This window comes from Microvirga vignae (assembly GCF_001017175.1).
GTDB classification, from domain to species: Bacteria; Pseudomonadota; Alphaproteobacteria; order Rhizobiales; family Beijerinckiaceae; genus Microvirga; species Microvirga vignae.
Window position 1 is genome coordinate 97540 of sequence record NZ_LCYG01000020.1, and the last position, 16628, is coordinate 114167.

The following is a 16628-nucleotide window of genomic DNA, read 5'->3' on the forward strand; positions in this document are numbered from 1 at the left end:
AGCGTCCTTTTTGTCTAAGCAGTCATGAGCGTTGAGGTCGTTGACTTATGAGCGATCGCTGCCTTCCAGCGACAAAGGCATCGGGCTCTGCAGATCCTTTGCGACCGCGATCAGAAAACGCCAGGAATTGAGGAGATAGCGCGGCGCAAGTCTGCGCGGCTCCTGGGCTAGGCGCCAGAACCACTCCATGCCGATGCGGCGCATGAATGGAGGCGCACGTCGCTGTGTTCCCGCGAGAAAATCAAGGCCCGCACCCAGACCGAAGGCATACAAGCCGCCAAGAATCTGACGATGCTGATGAACCCACACCTCTGACTTCGGAGAGCCGATCCCCATCAGGAGATGAGTGGTTCCGTGTTTGGCTACCTGTTGCGCCATATTGGTCGAACAGGTGTGGTCATATTCAAACCCTAATGGCGGTACAACCCATGCAACGGACGCCGGATCAAAACCTTGGGAGGTGAGCCGCTTGGTCAGCCGTTCGCAGGCCTCCTGGTTGCTTCCAATCATAAAAACTCTGTGGCGCGCAGGATCCCAGCAGCCGAAGAGAGATTGAACAAGGTCTGCGCCTGTCACGCGGGCTGGCAGCTTCACCCCTCGAAGACGTGCATAGAGGTAAACGGGCCAACCGTCTGCTGTCGAGATCCAAGCTGACCCGTAAGCGGCACGGTAATCGGCTCGTCGCGTCAAATTCACCACATGATCCAGGTTTGTGGTCACGACAAGGCGTGGACCGGATCCATTTGGTATATCCTGCGTAACGAGATCCACGATGGCTTGCTGTGTCAGCGAAGAGAAGTTGATCCCGAAGACGTGCTTCATGGCCCCACCCGAACGAATGTTCCTTTACTAGAGCTTAGAAAAGCACTGCCATGCCGTCGCTCGGTCATTGGCTGTACGCCGAAATTGCCACTTGGGTGACGCCTCTACATCCATTGAGCGCTCAGCCGTGGTACCCGGCTTGCTTTACATTCCCGAGAATTCATCCGGGAAGAAGATCTCTGAAGCGAACCAAGAAGCAGTATGGCAAGAAGCAGCATGGTATGAATAGCATTTTCAGACTTGTCGAAAAAATCTATGCTGTTACCGCCCTGTTCTTCATGACGGGCTCATTGATTGCCATCATGTCCCCCGACGAGCTTGCCGTGGGTGTCGATGGGGCAGGTTCTCCGCACTATCGGATGCTCGGGCTCGCAATCGGCGGCGTGGCATTCCTCTTGTTGGCTATGCGTCCAAAGGCTTTGCTTCGGTACTGGATCGTGTTCATTCCGGTGCTCGTGGCCGTTGCCTCCATCTCCTGGTCAGTATCTCCAGGAGTCGCTTTTCGCAGATGCGGCTCTCTCATCATCACGACCGTATTCGCCATCTGGCTCGGCGAACGCTTTACGACGCGGACCATCATGAATCTGCTGCTGGGAGCAATGGCCCTTGTCTGCATCAGCAGCTACGTTTCCATCTTCGCCTTTCCGAACTTCGGCATTCACAATCCGACCAATACCATCAATCCGAGCCACTTTGGGGCCTGGAGAGGAATGCTGGGCCATAAGAACGACTTCGGCCGCATGCTGGCTCTTGCATCCACTATCTTTCTGGTTGCCTTTCTCATCCGCCAGAAGTGGCGCTGGGTCTATTTGACCGGGTGGCTGTCCGCGATAGCTCTGATCGGCGGCTCTCACTCGGGTCAGGCGGTTGTTCTCGCCATCCTGCCTGCAATAGGTCTGATCATGCTGCTCTGGCTGAGAGGCATGCCGCTGCAGTTCCGATCTCTGGTCATCATTGTCACCCTTCCAATCGGCCTCTTCGTCTCCCTGATCTCCAATGTGATCGTGACGGAAGTGCTGAACATTCTGGGTAAGGACCCCACCCTCACCGGCCGGAGTGATATTTGGAGCGCCGCCCTGAGTTCTCTCGGGAACAACATTTTCCTAGGTGGCGGTTACGGCACCGGATGGGAGATGATTGCCGCTGGCGTGTTCATGCGGATGGGTGGAACCATGACGCATGCCCATAACGGTTATCTCGACCTGCTCCTTGATGTTGGAGTCTTCGGGCTCTCCATAACTCTAGCGTTCTATGCAATCCTCGTCTTCAAACTGAGGCGGATCCTTCTTTCGCCTAAACAGACGGAAGCTGTCGCTCTTGGGCTCGTTGTGCTGATTTTTATCATCTCAGGTAATTGGGTGGCGTCCTTCCTCCTCCAGTACAACAGCATATATTGGGTTCTGCCGGTCCTCTTGTATGTAAAGCTCACGCAGATCGAGACTGCAGCTTCGCAACAAGTATTACCAGTTCAGATCAATATCCCGCTCGGCTCAGGAAAGTACGGCCCGATGACAAGCTGAGGCCGAGAGAGGATCTCGGTAGCTTGGCGACCAAGAACACTCTAGCGAATGCTGCTTCGAGAGCAGCCGGCTGGATCAGATACGACGTGGTTTTTTCTGCACCAAGCCCCTGGCGCAAGGCCGGACATGCCGCATAAGCCTCGCGCAGTATGCGTCAACAAGGGAATATCTCGCCATCCTGCGAGAGGGAACCGTTTGAAGGAGCCGGAGTGCAGAGATGTCTCAAGCCGTTCCTGCTTCGGCCGGCGCTCTCCAATGAGGCAGATTGATTCCGATCATCTCTTCGAGCTTCTCAATATCTGCAAGCAGAAGATCGGAATATTGAAGCGCCTGCCGGCGGATCTCTTGCTTGTGCTGGGCACTCGGCACGGGCCCGAAGACCAGCTTCTTCAGGGGGGCAAGATTCAATTTGCTGACCAGATAGCCGGCCCCGAGTCCTCTCAATTCATCGGCCCCGAACCGGGTCAATCGGGCAAGAGCCTTGAATTTCGGAACGCTTGCCTCGTTCACGAAGGCCTTGGAAAGTTCGGAGCTTGGTGCGATGAAGGGAATACCGAGGAGCTTGCACATCTTCTCGCAAAAGCCGTTGAGATTGGCCCTCATTTCTTCTTCCAAGAGGACGTGGACCCGGTCAGCTCCCAAAAGGTCCAGCCAGACGCGCAGATTCTGATAGTAGAGGCCCGAGTGGATGATGTCTTTGTGCATCTCCACCATTCGTTCAAACCCGACATCAGGTACGCCACATTTGAGATAGTGGAAATAGTGCGACACAGCACGATCGATCGGGTTCTTGAGAGTACAGATCACATGAGCCGTGGGAAGGATTTGCGCCAAACGCTTCGTGGCCTCAGGCTTTCCGAATAGTGTCGGCGCAACCTCGACACAAACTCCTTGCCTCCCATCGCTGAAATGCGACTCGTACCATTCGAGGCCTTTGTGAAATCTTTTATCGAAGAAGACTGTCTCTTTCAGGGTCAGCGGCAGGACGACATCGTTTCGCGCCCGCAAGTAGGTATCGATCCAGCTCGTACCGCTCTTGGTCGGCCCGATAAACACGAAGTTTGGAAGCATGAGAGTCCCTTCCCCATCCCGCTTAACGCAAATGTCTGATAGGCGGGCGTACTTTACGAACTCTCCAAAGTGTTTCCCATATATCTGTAGAGTTAGCCCATTCTAGATAGCGGGCGCCTTTCACAGGTACCTCAGCATCCTGTTCATCGAACATTGATGCTGGAGGATACAGGATGTCTGGTCAGTGATGCACATGAGGCAGATAGGCCACCCTCTCTGCCTCATCTCTCTTCGGACGCTTATGCCACAATCATGAAATGATCTGCTGTGAGCAGAACGCCTTTCTTGAACGTCGCCAGCAAGGCCGCTTCTGCAGCTCCAGCGCCGTCACTGTCCCACATCAGCTTATAGGATGTCTTATTGTACAAGAACTGGCCATGCCCCAGAGCACTGCCTTGCTTCGACGTTCCCGACACCGTCTTGAAATAGCTGGCTTCAAGGTCCCCATTCCGCAGGCCTGCCCCTTCGCGCAGTCCGAAGCCGGCGGCCATGATGCCGATCCGATCCGCGCTGTTGGAGAAATCGAGGATGGTGTCGGAGCTGGCGGCCTTTGCCTCGCTGAATACGAATGTATCCGCCCCTGATCCGCCGGTCAGGCTATCATGCCCCCCGGCGCCCCAGATGATGTTGGCGCTATTGTTTCCCTTCAGAACATCGGCACCGCTTCCGCCCTTGATCCAGGAGGATTGGTCAATCGTGCTTGGAGGTATGCTCGAAGAAGGAGATGGAGTCTGAGAGTCTTCCGTCTCATCCGTCTGCACGGAGCCTGACGTCTCATAGTAAGGCGTCACTCCAACCCCTTCCCAAACGGACGGGCCTGTGCTGCCGGCGTAGTTGCTGATCAGCTTCGTGCTGTCCAGGGCGCTCGCGAGACCAAGCCAGTCTGTCTTGTCGAGCCAGTTGCCCTGCAGAGTCACATCCTTGCTCTCCCACGCAGGAGTATGGAACGTGCTGCCTGCCGCGGAGACACCGATTGCCTTGGTATGAACAATGTCATGGATCCAATTACCGGTCAGTTCCACCGACTGGGCACCGAGCACACGGATGCCCTGATGAGCCGTGTTCTCGACTTCATTGCCGACCACGCGAATGTCGCGGGCCTCGTAGCTTTCCGTACCAATGAAGCCGGGCCAGAAGAACTCCTCTCCCGTATAGCCGCCAACGCCGATCCCGTGCTTACCCGCACCATCGATATGGTTGCCCTCGACCAGGATGTCGTAGGAGCCACCCTTGATATTGATTGCCGCACCGTGAGCGCCCTTGATTTCATTGTGGCCAATCACACCGTGATGCACACCCACGAAGTCGATACCCTCCTCCTCACCCGTCGAGCCGGTGATGCGGTTATTCAGGACATAGACATATTCGGCCTTGCTGACCTTGATACCGTCGCCAGCGAGAGCGGCGATGTCATTGTTCTTGAGGACAATGTTCTTCGGAGGATCGAAGGTGTTATTGAGGTTCACATACACATGCACCGCATTGCGGGATGCAGATGTGGGTCCAGCAATGCTCATGCCGTCGATCACGATATGATCCACGCCTGCGACTTGGAGTGTGTCTTTCGCGTTGTCTGCTGGCTTGATCTGGGCTTTGCCACGGCCATCCGCAGAAATGATTTGAATCGGTAGGTCCTGAGCACCGTTCGTCCGGAGCGTTACATTCTCGGTGTAAACACCAGCCTTGACCATCACGGCGGTTCCGGGCTTGGCGCGATTGACAGCCTCTTGGATCGTTTTGACAGGATCAGTCTCAGTTCCCGCTCCGCCCGTGCGTCCGCCAGCGGATACCCAAATAACATCAGTCGGCTGAACAGCCTGCAATAAATACATCGTATGCCCCAATTATAAAAAAAGAAAATATTCTTATATATTTGAATAATAATGCTTATTAGCAACAACGCCGAAGCGTGTCTATACGTAAGATCTGAAAATTAAGCGCGACGCAAGCAACGCACTCTGCGCTTCCAGCAAGATTCAAGCACCCGTATGGTCTCGGGAAATTCTGATCGCTGCCTGATCAGTATTGGAGAAAGGACAATTCTGGAACAGACTTAAAGCTATCGGTCCCGCGGCGATTGGGGGGCAGACCACAGGCAAATTGCGATATCCGCTTGGCTCCCGTGATTCCTGGAGTCTCCCCTCCTCCGATATTAAAATACAGCAACTGACCAGCGGTTCGGCCAATTCCTCGAATGCGGGCTGGTATCGTATTGGGCTGGTCGGATATTTTGAGCGTGACGTAAATCTCGGTTTTCCAACCCCGTTGCAGGCGCTCGGAAATGTACTCCGGCTTGACCAAGGCTTTGAACATGACCAGATCGCCCTGATGCTGGCTCAGGTACGAGCAATGCTTCATGAATATACCGAGCGCCTTCTCCACGTCGCTGCGGGTCAATGTTCCGCCCTCTATTGTTATCTCAAACCGTGGTGTGCTGGCATTGGCCGCAAAGGACGTGAGGCCGATCAGGGCGGCTCCTAATCCAGCCAGGACAGCCCACCACATCTGTATCTCCCGTCAGCCCCATCGTGAACCATCAGCGGATCGGAAGAATGAGAGCCTTGCTGATGGTGAGGATCTAATGCTTGTCAGAAGTCAGTTGCAAACGCCACCTGCCATAACGAGCTAGCTCGCGTTCCACTCTTCCGCGCCAACGAAGAGAATTGTGAAAGACTCTCCAGGCTGCGCAAAGCAAGAACAAGAGAGATGATCCGCCGTTTACATGGCTATAACTGCCTTCAGGCGCCCGACATCCCTGTCAAGGATGTATAAGGCGTCAAATCTCGGACATGCTGACCAAGATCTTGCAGCTCGATCCAACAAACCTGGATCAGGATGAGTCGGCCGGGATTACCGAGGCGGGTGTGTCAGCGTTCGCGAGACAGCATCGCGCCAGCCGTTCACTTTCTCGACCCGCAAGGTCTCTGGCAGGGATGGCAGAAAGCGCGTCTCCAAACGCCACATATCGGCAAAAGCCACAGGATCGGGGAAGATTCCGGCATGCAGACCTGCAAGATAGGCCGCGCCCAGAGCGGTTGTCTCCTTCACCTCAGGTCGATCGACAGGAGCCCCAAGGATGTCGGCGAGGCGCTGCATCGCCCAATCGGAGGCAACCATGCCGCCGTCTACACGCAGCACGGTTCCCTCCCCATCGCTGCCAGACCAATCATCGTGCATGGCATCCAAGAGGTCGAGCGTCTGGTAGCAAACGCTTTCCAGGGCCGCGTGGGCGATCTCCCGAGGGCCGGTCGCCCGGGTGAGGCCGAACAGAGCTCCTCGGCAATCCGGGTCCCAGTATGGCGCGCCGAGCCCGACGAAGGCCGGCACCAGGTATACGGATTGAGCAGGATCCGCGTCGCGGGCCAACTCACCGGACTCCGCGGCGCTCTTGATGATGCCGAGCCCATCACGCAGCCATTGCACGGCAGCACCCGCAATGAAGATCGAGCCTTCAAGGGCATAGATGGGTTTGCCGCCGAACTGGTATGCGATGGTCGTCAGGAGACGGTTGCGGGAGGCGACAGGCGTGTCTCCGGTATTCAACAGCGCAAAGCATCCGGTGCCGTAGGTCGACTTGGCCATGCCGGGCGTGAAGCAGGCTTGTCCAACCGTCGCTGCCTGCTGGTCGCCGGCAACGCCGCAGATCGGGATCGCGGCCCCAAAATGCTCGGACAGGCTCATGCCATAGGAGGCAGAACAGTCACGCACCTCTGGAAGCATGGAGCGTGGGATGCCGAAGAGGTTCAGAAGATCGTCGTCCCAATCGCCGCGATGAATATCGTAGAGAAGCGTGCGGCTTGCATTCGTGGCATCGGTCGCGTGGACTTCGCCGCCGGTCAGACGCCATACCAGGAACGTATCCACCGTTCCAAACGCGAGTTCACCTCGCTCCGCGCGGGCGCGCGCACCCGGAACATTGTCGAGAATCCAGGCGATCTTGGTGCCGGAAAAATAAGGGTCCAGGAGCAATCCGGTGCGCGACCGGATAAGATCTTCATGCCCTTCGCTCTTCAGCCGCGCGCACAATTCCGCCGTCCGGCGATCCTGCCAGACGATTGCCCGATGGATCGGCTGGCCTGTACGACGATCCCAGACAAGCACTGTCTCGCGCTGGTTGGTGATGCCGATGGTCGCCACATCCGCAGGACGGGCATCTGCCTTGCGGAGCACCTCGCGGCCCATCTCCACGACGGTCTCCCACAGATCCTCCGGTTCATGCTCGACCCAGCCGGATGCGGGATAATGCTGAGGAAACTCCCGTTGTGCGACGGCAACGATGGACATGTCCGCCGAGAACAGGATGGCGCGGGACGACGTGGTCCCCTGGTCTATCGCGAGAACAAGGCTCATGACTTCCCCGGAACATTGTGTCTGAAGGATGTTTCAGAGCACATGGATTCTAAAAGGCCCCGCCCTCGTAAAGGCGGGGCCGGACTTGTTTAGCTGCGCTTCGGCGGATTGGCCGGCCAGCTCTTGATGAGCGTGTCGTAATCGACCGTCTCACCCTTCGGCTTCTCGTTCGCCAGCTTGCGCTGGGGCGCGATGTTGCCAGAGGCTTCGGCCTTCTTGAACCACTCCTCTGCCGAAGTCTTCGGGTTCAGCTTCGGTCCGCACTCGCCCTGCACGTTGGCGCGCTCGAGACGGCCGAGCACCTCGTCCTGGGCTGCGGCAAGCGAGTTCATCGCTTCCTGCGGAGTCTTGGCGCCGGAGGCCGCGTCACCGATGTTCTGCCACCAGAGCTGGGCGAGCTTCGGATAGTCCGGCACGTTGTTGCCGGTGGGCGTCCACTGCACGCGGGCTGGCGAGCGGTAGAACTCGATCAGGCCGCCGAGCTTCGGCGCGCGCTCGGTGAAGCTCTTGTCCCAGATGTCGCTTTCGCGGATGAAGGTAAGGCCGACATGGCTCTTCTTCAGCGAGACCGTCTTCGAGGTCACGAACTGAGCGTAGAGCCAAGCGGCCTTACGGCGCTCGACCGGCGTGGACTTCAGAAGCGTCCAGGAACCCGCATCCTGATAGCCGAGCTTCATGCCTTCCTTCCAATAGGAGCCATGCGGCGAAGGAGCCATGCGCCATTTGGGCGTTCCGTCCTGGTTCACGACGGGCAAGCCTGGCTTCACCATGTCGGCCGTAAACGCCGTATACCAGAAGATCTGCTGGGCGACGTTGCCTTGGGCAGGCACAGGGCCGGACTCGGAGAAGTTCATGCCGTTGGCCTGTGGCGGGGCATATTTCTTCATCCAGTCGAGATACTTGGTAATCGAATAGACGGCGGCGGGACCATTTGTATCGCCACCGCGTTCGACGGAGGAACCGACCGGACGACAGCCTTCCATGCGGATGCCCCACTCGTCCACGGGCAGGCCGTTCGGAATGCCCTTGTCGCCATTGCCGGCCATGGAGAGCCACGCATCGGTGAAGCGCCAGCCGAGCGACGGGTCCTTCTTGCCGTAGTCCATGTGGCCATAAACCTTGACGCCGTCGATTTCCTTCACGTCATTGGTGAAGAATTCGGCGATGTCTTCATAGGCCGACCAGTTCACCGGCACGCCAAGATCGTAGCCGTACTTGGCCTTGAACTTCTCCTTCAGGTCCGGGCGCTGGAACCAGTCGTAGCGGAACCAATACACGTTCGCGAACTGCTGGTCCGGCAGCTGATACATCTTGCCATCGGGCGCCGTGGTGAAGGATTTGCCGATGAAGTCGTTGATGTCGAGGGTCGGCGAGGTCACGTCCTTGCCTTCGCCCGCCATCCAGTCGTCGAGCGCAACAGCCTGCTTATAACGGAAATGCGTGCCGATGAGGTCGGAATCGTTGACCCAGGCATCATAGATGTTGCGTCCGGACTGCATCTGCGTCTGGATCTTCTCCACCACGTCGCCTTCCTGAATGAGGTCGTGGGTGAGCTTGATGCCGGTGATTTCCGAGAATGCCTTGGCGAGCGTCTTCGCCTCGTATTCATGGGTCGTGATGGTCTCGGAAACCACGTTGATTTCCATGCCGGCGAAGGGCTTCGCTGCATTCACGAACCATTCCATCTCCTTGAGCTGATCGTCCTTGGAGAGCGTCGAGGGCTGGAACTCGCTATCGATCCAGCGACGGGCTTCCTCCATGCCCGCCAGAGCAGCGCCGGTGCCAAGCGCCATGGCAATGACGCTCGTCGAGACAAAGAGCCTCAAGCGCCGATGAGATTGGGTCAGTTTCATTTATTCCTCCCAAACGATGCCCTGTCCGGCTTTCTCACCGTTGTCTTCTTCGGCACGGGCAACCCGAAGAAATTCTTGGAGCCTGCCTCCTCTCACACCGTGCGGAACACCAGCACGGCATAAAGGAGCGACAGGCCCGAGGCCCACCACAGGTCGGGCCCGACAAGCCCAAGCCACGCAAGGTGGATGAAGGCAGAGCCCAACAAAGAAATGAAAAGGCGATCGCCCCGCGTGGTCGGAATGCGCAGGATTCCGACCCGCTCGGTTTCCGGCCGATAGATTGCCAACAGAGTCATGATGACGAGTAGGCCCGCAATGCCGACGAAGAACAATGCCGTCTGCCATGTCCAGGCCATCCAGCTGAGATCTGGCATGCGAACCTCCTTAGACCCGGCCCAGGGCGAAGCCCTTGGCGATGTAGTTGCGGACGAACCAGATCACGAGCGCGCCGGGAATGATGGTGAGAACGCCCGCTGCGGCGAGCAATCCCCAGTCCATGCCAGAAGCTGACACGGTACGCGTCATGGTGGCCGCGATAGGTTTGGCGGTCACCGAGGTCAGCGTGCGCGCGAGCAGAAGCTCGACCCAGGAGAACATGAAGCAGAAGAACGCCGCGACACCGACACCCGAGGCGATCAGAGGCATGAAGATCTTCACGAAGAAGCGCGGGAAGGAATACCCGTCGATGGCGGCCGTCTCGTCGATCTCGCGCGGCACGCCCGACATGAACCCTTCGAGGATCCAGACCGCAAGAGGCACATTGAACAGGCAATGCGCCAAGGCGACGGCCCATGGCGTATCGAACAGGCCGATCGCCGAATAGAGATTGAAGAAGGGCAGCGCGAAGACTGCTGGCGGCGCCATGCGGTTGGTGAGCAGCCAGAAGAACAAATGCTTATCGCCGAGGAAGCGATAGCGTGAGAACGCGTATGCCGCAGGAAGCGCGAAGGCGATCGACAGAACCGTGTTGATCAGCACATAGGACAGCGAGTTGATGTAGCCCGAATACCAGCTCTGATCCGTGAAGATGGTGATGTAGTTGTCGAAAGTGAGATTGCGGGGCCAAAGCGTGAGGCCGGAGGTGATCTCCGTGTTCGTCTTGAGGCTCATGTTCACGAGCCAGTAGATCGGCAACATCAGGAACAGGATATAGAGTGTCATCACCACCACGCGCCCGTTCACACGCGGTCCGGCAAGGACCTTGTTCGCAGCGAGCGGCGCTGCGGAGGTCTTGACGTCGGATGGCCGGATAGCAACGGAATCGGTCATGCCTCAGCCCTCTCCTTCTGCGCATCCACATTGGTCATGATGGTGTAGAAGACCCAGCAGATGGCAAGGATGATCAAGTTGTAGACCAGCGACATGGCCGCCGCCTTGCCGAGGTCGAATTGTCCGAGCGCGAGCTTCACCAGGTCGATGGACAGGAAGGTCGTGGCATTGCCCGGGCCGCCTCCGGTGAGCACGAAGGGCTCCGTGTAGATCATGAACGAGTCCATGAAGCGCAGGAGAACGGCAATCAGCAGCACGCGCCGCATCTTCGGCAGCTGGATCGTGCGGAACACGGCCCAGCGCGAAGCACCGTCGATGCGCGCTGCCTGGTAGTAGGCGTCCGGGATGGATTTCAGACCGGCATAGCACAGGAGCGCGACGAGGCTCGTCCAGTGCCATACATCCATGACGATGATGGTAATCCATGCGTCCAGCGGGTCGCCCGTGTAGTTGTAGTCGATCCCGAGATGGTTCACGACCCAGCCGAGCAGGCCAATGTCGCTGCGGGCGAAAACCTGCCAGATCGTACCGACCACGTTCCAGGGGATCAGCAGCGGCAGAGCCATGAGCACGAGGCTGAGCGCCACGGTCCACCCCTCGCGCGGCATAGAGAGAGCGACTGCAATGCCGAGCGGCACCTCGATCAGAAGAATAATCGCGGAGAACAACAGGGTACGCCAGAGCGAGTCGAAGAAGCGTCCGCCAAGGTCCGTCGAGGGATCGAGCAGCTCCTGGAACCAGCCGACGCCGTTCCAGAAGAACTGATTGTTTCCAAAGGTGTCCTGCACGGAATAGTTCACAACGGTCATAAGCGGCAGAACGGCCGAGAACGCCACGATGAGAAAGACGGGCAGGACCAGGAGCCAGGCCTTGTTGTTGAGGGTTTTCGTCATGTTGCATGCCCTCCCAGTGCTTCACCGGCAACCAGATGCCCATCGGCATAGATGTGAATGTGATGCGGGTCGAGATGGAGCCCTGCCTCATCGCCGCTGACGGAGAGATTTTCGGGGACACTCGCGGCCAGCACGCGTCCGTTCATCTCCACGCGAGCGATGCGTGCGCGCCCGATATCGTCGATACGCCGGATCCGCACGGGCAGCCCTGTGCCTTTCGGCTGGAGCCGAACGAACTCGGGCCGAATGCCGAGCTCGATCCGGTCAGTTCCTGGCAGGCTGCGATAGCCGCGCTGGAGAGCCACGGATTCGTTGCCGAGATAAGCGGTTGCCCCCTCCACGCGGCAGGGCAGGATGTTCATGCCCGGAGAGCCGATGAAGTGACCCACGAACGTATGGGCCGGGCGCTCGAACAGCTCATCCGGCGTGCCGGTCTGCACCACCGCGCCATCATGCATCACCACGACCTTGTCGGCGAAAGTCAGCGCTTCGGTCTGGTCATGGGTGACGTAGATCATGGTGATGTCGAGGGCGCGGTGAATTTCCTTGAGAGTGGAGCGCAGCTGCCACTTGAGATGCGGATCAATCACCGTCAGCGGCTCGTCGAAGAGGATCGCCGCCACGTCCGGACGCACGAGGCCGCGCCCCAGTGATATCTTCTGCTTCATGTCGGCCGTGAGGTTGCTCGCCTTGCGGTTAAGCACGGAGGTCAGGTCGAGCAGGCGCGCGATCTCCTCCACCCGCTGAGCCGTCTTGTCCCTCGGAACATGGCGGTTCTTCAGTGGAAAAGCGAGGTTCTCGCGCACTGTCATCGTGTCGTAAACGACAGGAAACTGGAACACCTGCGCGATATTGCGTGCTTCCGTGGGAAGGTCCGTCACGTCGCGATCATCGAACAGGATGCGGCCACGGGTGGGGCGCACCAGCCCTGAGATGATGTTGAGAAGAGTGGTCTTGCCGCAGCCGGAGGGTCCCAGCAGTGCGTAGGCGCCGCCTTGGCTCCACACGTGATTGATCTCCTTCAAGGCATAATCCTGCGGAGCCTGCGGGTTCGGCTTGTAGGCGTGGGCGAGATGATCGAGTGTGATACGAGCCATGGATCTCTCCTCACGCGGCTTTCTGTGCCGTGCTGGCGGCGGCAAGTCGGCCAGTCGGATCGAACAGGAAGAGGTGGCGAGGGTCGAGGTACGCGGTGATGGAAAGACCCGGCTCCAGGCGTTGCACACCCGGGACAAGGGAGACGAACCGGTGCTCCCCGGCATCGAGATGCACATAGCTCTCGGAGCCCGTGATCTCAGCAACGGACACGGAGGCCGGAATAGTGATCTCATCACCGCCCGAGGATACGAGGCTTAAGTGGTGAGCCCGGAAGCCCACCGTGTAATCTCCGTCAGGAACGGTCGCGAGAACATCGGTGGCAAGAACCTGTCCACCGGTGCTCAATGTCGCAGATCCGCCCGATTTGCGGATCGTCAGCGTGTTGAGCGGCGGATCGGAAAACACGCGCGCCGTGACGAGATCTTGGGGCTTGCGATACACCTGTGGCGTCGTGCCGAATTGGGTCACGCGGCCCTCAAATAAGGTCGCCGTGTTGCCGCCGAGAAGCAGCGCCTCGGAAGGCTCGGTGGTCGCATAGACGAAGATGGCGCCGGACGCCGCGAAGACGCGCGGCAGCTCCTCACGCAACTCCTCACGCAGCTTATAATCGAGATTGGCCAAGGGCTCGTCGAGCAGCACGAGGTCTGCTCGTTTCACCAGAGCACGTGCAATGGCTGTGCGCTGCTGCTGGCCTCCCGAGAGGTTCAAAGGCTTGCGGTCGAGATAGGGTTCGAGCTTCAGAAGCCTAGCCGCATCCTGCACACGCGTCTCGATTTCGGAGGCTGGCAAACCTGCGACGCGCAGTGGCGAGGCGATGTTTTCGTAGACGCTCAACGATGGATAGTTGATGAATTGCTGGTAGACCATGGCGACGCTGCGACGCTGCACGGGCCAGCCTGTCACGTCCCTGCCATCGACGAGAATGCGACCGCCTGAGGGCGCATCCAGACCTGCCATGAGTCGCATGAGAGAGGTCTTGCCGGCGAGCGTTGCGCCCAGGAGAACGTTGAGGGAGCCTCGCTCCAAAGTCATGGAGACATCATCGATATGCACCGATGCTCCGACCTTCTTCGATACTCCTTCCAGAACAAGAGTCATTGGCAATTCCTTCAAGCCGCGCTGGAAGTAGCGGCATTGCGCATGAACATGTCGAGCGCCTCAGTCTGGGTCGCTGAAAGCCTTAATCCCAGTTTGCTGCGCCGCCAGAGCACATCATTGGCGGTGAGCGCCCACTCCTGATCCATCAGATATTGAACTTCACGCTCTGTGAGACCAGCACCGAAATCCTGCCCCATGTCGTCCATGGAGCGAGCGTTCCCCACGACGTCTCGGGTGCGGGTGCCATAGGCGCGCACGAGGCGTGCAACGAGGGCGTGGTCCAGGAATGGATACGCGCCACTCAACTCGGCCACCAGAGCCTCGTAACCCGTCTGCGGGAAATCACCGCCCGGAAGCGGTGCTTCACCTGTCCAAGCAGGCTTTCGCGCCGCGGGAAGATAACCTTTCAGCTTGTCGAGCGCTGCCTCGGCAAGGCGCCGATAAGTTGTGATCTTACCCCCGAAGATCGACAGCATCGGCGGCTGTCCGCCTGGAGCATCGAGCACCAACACATAATCGCGCGTGGCCTCCTGCGCTTTGGATGCACCGTCATTGTAGAGCGGGCGGACGCCTGAATAGGTCCAGACCACATCCTCCGGGCGGACAGGCTGCTTGAAGTACTCGCTGGCCGAGGCACAGAGATAGGCGATCTCCTCTTCGGTCGCCTTCACCTGGGCCGGATCGCCATTGTAGTCCCTGTCGGTTGTGCCAATCAGTGTGAAATCGCCCTGATAGGGAATCGCGAAGATGATGCGGTTGTCATTATTCTGGAAGATGTAGGCGCGGTCGTGCTGGAACACCTTCTTCACGACGATGTGGCTCCCCTGGACGAGCCGCACGGATGCGGAGATGTTGGCTCGGGCCACACCGTTCAGCACCTTCTCCACCCATGGCCCCGCCGCATTGATCAGCACCTTCGCTCGAATGCGCTCCCGGCGACCGGTCCGCAGGTCTTCGGCGGTAACGATCCAGTGGCCGCCGGAGCGCTCGGCGCTGACAACGCGGGTGCGGGTTCGGACCTGTGCGCCACGCTCCGCTGCATCGCGAGCATTGAGCGCAACGAGTCGTGAATCGTCCACCCAGCAGTCGGAATATTCAAATCCCTTGGCCAGACCCGGCTTGAGAGGATCTCCGACAGAATTCGCTCTCAGGTTGAGGGTCCGGGTCGGCGGCAGGAGCTTTCGGCCACCAATGTTGTCGTAGAGCGCCAGTCCCAGGCGCAGCAGCCATTGCGGCCGCAAGCCTTTGTGGTGGGGCAGGACGAAGCGAAGCGGCCAGACGATATGGGGCGCGATGCGCCAGAGCACCTCGCGCTCCATCAGCGCTTCGCGCACGAGGCGGAACTCGTAATATTCCAGATAGCGCAGACCGCCATGGATGAGCTTGGTCGACGCGGAGGAGGTGCCGCTGGCGAGGTCGTTTTGCTCAAAAAGAATGACGGACGCCCCTCGCCCGCTCGCATCCCGGGCGATCCCGCATCCATTCACGCCACCACCAATGATGGCAACGTCGAAGGTCGCTCCCTCAAGCGAGTCCACCGGCGTTCCTCCCGAGCCCCAGGCTGGATTTTCGTTTTTATATTCGTTTGAGGCTACTCAGTCCTCAAAACGAAAGCAAGATCCACTAAACGAAAATCGGCCGAAGAGCTAAACATATTATAATATAACATTGCATCCTACCCAAAGGCATCTGTACCAGCGGCTACTCGCCGAAACTTCCGACTTCCACGACCTCAACCTGCGAGGCCTCGCAGACTTCCCGCAGTTGCGGTGACGACAGCGTATCCGTTACGAACATGTCGACTTCCCGAAGGTGTCCAATCCGGACAGGCGCAGAGCGCTCCGCCTTGAGGTGGTCGGCCACAAGAACAACTTTTCGGGCATTGTCGATGATGGCCCGTGACACCCGCACTTCGCGCACGTCAAAGTCCAACAATGAACCGTCCTCGTCGATAGCCGAGGTGCCGATCACCGCATAATCCACCTTGAACTGCCGCACGAAATCGACCGCGGCCGAACCGATGACGGCGCCATCCGAGCGCCGCACAGGTCCGCCGGTCATGATGACCTCGATCTTGGGATGCCGGTACAGGATATTGGCAACGTTGAGATTGTTGGTGATGACGAGCAGTCCCTCGTGATCTTGAAGCGCTCTCGCGACTTCCTCCGTGGTCGTCCCGATATTGATGAAGAGGGAACTGTTGTTGGGAATAAGGCGGGCGGTCGCCGCGCCGATGGCCTGTTTCTCGGCCTGGGCGATGAGACGCCGGGCCTCATAGGCGACGTTCTCGACACCCGAGGCGATGATGGCGCCTCCGTGAACCCTGGTCATCAGCCGTCGCTCGCAGAGTTCGTTCAGATCCTTGCGGATGGTTTGCTGTGTCACCTCGAGGCGCGCAGCCAGATCATCCACGTTCACCCGTCCGTGGAGGCGCGCAATCCCGATGATTTCCTGCTGGCGAGGAGAAAGCACCTGATCCATGGCCTGAGCTTTCGTTTTTGCGCCGTTTTAACGAGAAAGCGAGCCTCAAGCGAAGCATAGGGCTATCGCCGGGTCAAGCCAGGCCGCAGAGCAGCCTCAAGGACGGCCCATCCACGCCGCCGCCGCGGAAAGCCCAACAATGCCCCCTTGCGCCCGAGGACGGTCTCGCGCAT

The 16628-nt window shown here is 58.7% G+C and carries 14 protein-coding genes; 1 reads left to right on the forward strand and 13 read right to left on the reverse strand.

Annotation, left to right across the window (positions count from 1 at the left end; translation table 11 throughout):
- Positions 1–45 precede the first annotated feature (45 nt).
- Positions 46–822 carry a WecB/TagA/CpsF family glycosyltransferase gene (locus AA309_RS08685; protein WP_052954582.1) on the reverse strand — a complete coding sequence of 259 codons (777 nt, stop codon included), beginning with the start codon at positions 820–822 and terminating at the stop codon, positions 46–48.
- Positions 823–1043: 221 nt separating this feature from the next.
- On the opposite strand from AA309_RS08685, the gene AA309_RS08690 reads away from it, so the two are divergent.
- Positions 1044–2342, forward strand: a complete 1299-nt coding sequence (locus tag AA309_RS08690) for an O-antigen ligase family protein (protein WP_047188605.1) — start codon at positions 1044–1046, stop codon at positions 2340–2342.
- Between the two features lie 222 nt (positions 2343–2564).
- Here AA309_RS08690 and AA309_RS08695 read toward each other — a convergent pair whose 3' ends face one another.
- From AA309_RS08695 to AA309_RS08750, 12 genes are all read right to left on the reverse strand, one after another.
- Positions 2565–3413: a sulfotransferase domain-containing protein gene (locus AA309_RS08695; RefSeq protein WP_047188606.1), complete on the reverse strand. Its 849-nt coding sequence runs from the start codon at positions 3411–3413 to the stop codon at positions 2565–2567.
- Positions 3414–3652: 239 nt separating this feature from the next.
- Positions 3653–5245 (reverse strand): right-handed parallel beta-helix repeat-containing protein, encoded by a 1593-nt coding sequence (locus AA309_RS08700; RefSeq protein ID WP_047188607.1) that lies wholly within the window; start codon positions 5243–5245, stop codon positions 3653–3655.
- Between the two features lie 187 nt (positions 5246–5432).
- Positions 5433–5918: a hypothetical protein gene (locus tag AA309_RS08705; RefSeq protein ID WP_047188608.1), complete on the reverse strand. Its 486-nt coding sequence runs from the start codon at positions 5916–5918 to the stop codon at positions 5433–5435.
- Between the two features lie 345 nt (positions 5919–6263).
- Positions 6264–7763: a glycerol kinase GlpK gene (gene glpK / locus AA309_RS08710; RefSeq protein ID WP_047188609.1), complete on the reverse strand. Its 1500-nt coding sequence runs from the start codon at positions 7761–7763 to the stop codon at positions 6264–6266.
- A gap of 89 nt (positions 7764–7852) precedes the next feature.
- A complete protein-coding gene (locus tag AA309_RS08715; RefSeq protein WP_425286860.1) occupies positions 7853–9556 on the reverse strand; it encodes an ABC transporter substrate-binding protein in 1704 nt (567 codons plus the stop codon).
- Between the two features lie 152 nt (positions 9557–9708).
- Positions 9709–9990 (reverse strand): DUF2160 domain-containing protein, encoded by a 282-nt coding sequence (locus tag AA309_RS08720; RefSeq protein ID WP_047188611.1) that lies wholly within the window; start codon positions 9988–9990, stop codon positions 9709–9711.
- Positions 9991–10000: 10 nt separating this feature from the next.
- On the reverse strand, positions 10001–10777 hold the full coding sequence (locus tag AA309_RS08725) for a carbohydrate ABC transporter permease (RefSeq protein ID WP_047188740.1): 777 nt from the start codon (positions 10775–10777) through the stop codon (positions 10001–10003).
- Between the two features lie 104 nt (positions 10778–10881).
- On the reverse strand, positions 10882–11778 hold the full coding sequence (locus AA309_RS08730; RefSeq protein WP_047188612.1) for a carbohydrate ABC transporter permease: 897 nt from the start codon (positions 11776–11778) through the stop codon (positions 10882–10884).
- A complete protein-coding gene (locus tag AA309_RS08735) occupies positions 11775–12875 on the reverse strand; it encodes an ABC transporter ATP-binding protein (RefSeq protein ID WP_047188613.1) in 1101 nt (366 codons plus the stop codon). Before AA309_RS08735 ends, AA309_RS08730 begins: the two co-directional genes overlap by 4 nt.
- A 10-nt stretch (positions 12876–12885) precedes the next feature.
- Complete coding sequence (locus AA309_RS08740; protein WP_047188614.1) at positions 12886–13974, reverse strand: ABC transporter ATP-binding protein; 1089 nt, start codon at positions 13972–13974, stop codon at positions 12886–12888.
- Between the two features lie 11 nt (positions 13975–13985).
- Positions 13986–15512 carry a glycerol-3-phosphate dehydrogenase gene (gene glpD / locus AA309_RS08745; protein WP_047188615.1) on the reverse strand — a complete coding sequence of 509 codons (1527 nt, stop codon included), beginning with the start codon at positions 15510–15512 and terminating at the stop codon, positions 13986–13988.
- Between the two features lie 163 nt (positions 15513–15675).
- Positions 15676–16455: a DeoR/GlpR family DNA-binding transcription regulator gene (locus tag AA309_RS08750; protein WP_047188616.1), complete on the reverse strand. Its 780-nt coding sequence runs from the start codon at positions 16453–16455 to the stop codon at positions 15676–15678.
- Between the last annotated feature and the right edge of the window lie 173 nt (positions 16456–16628).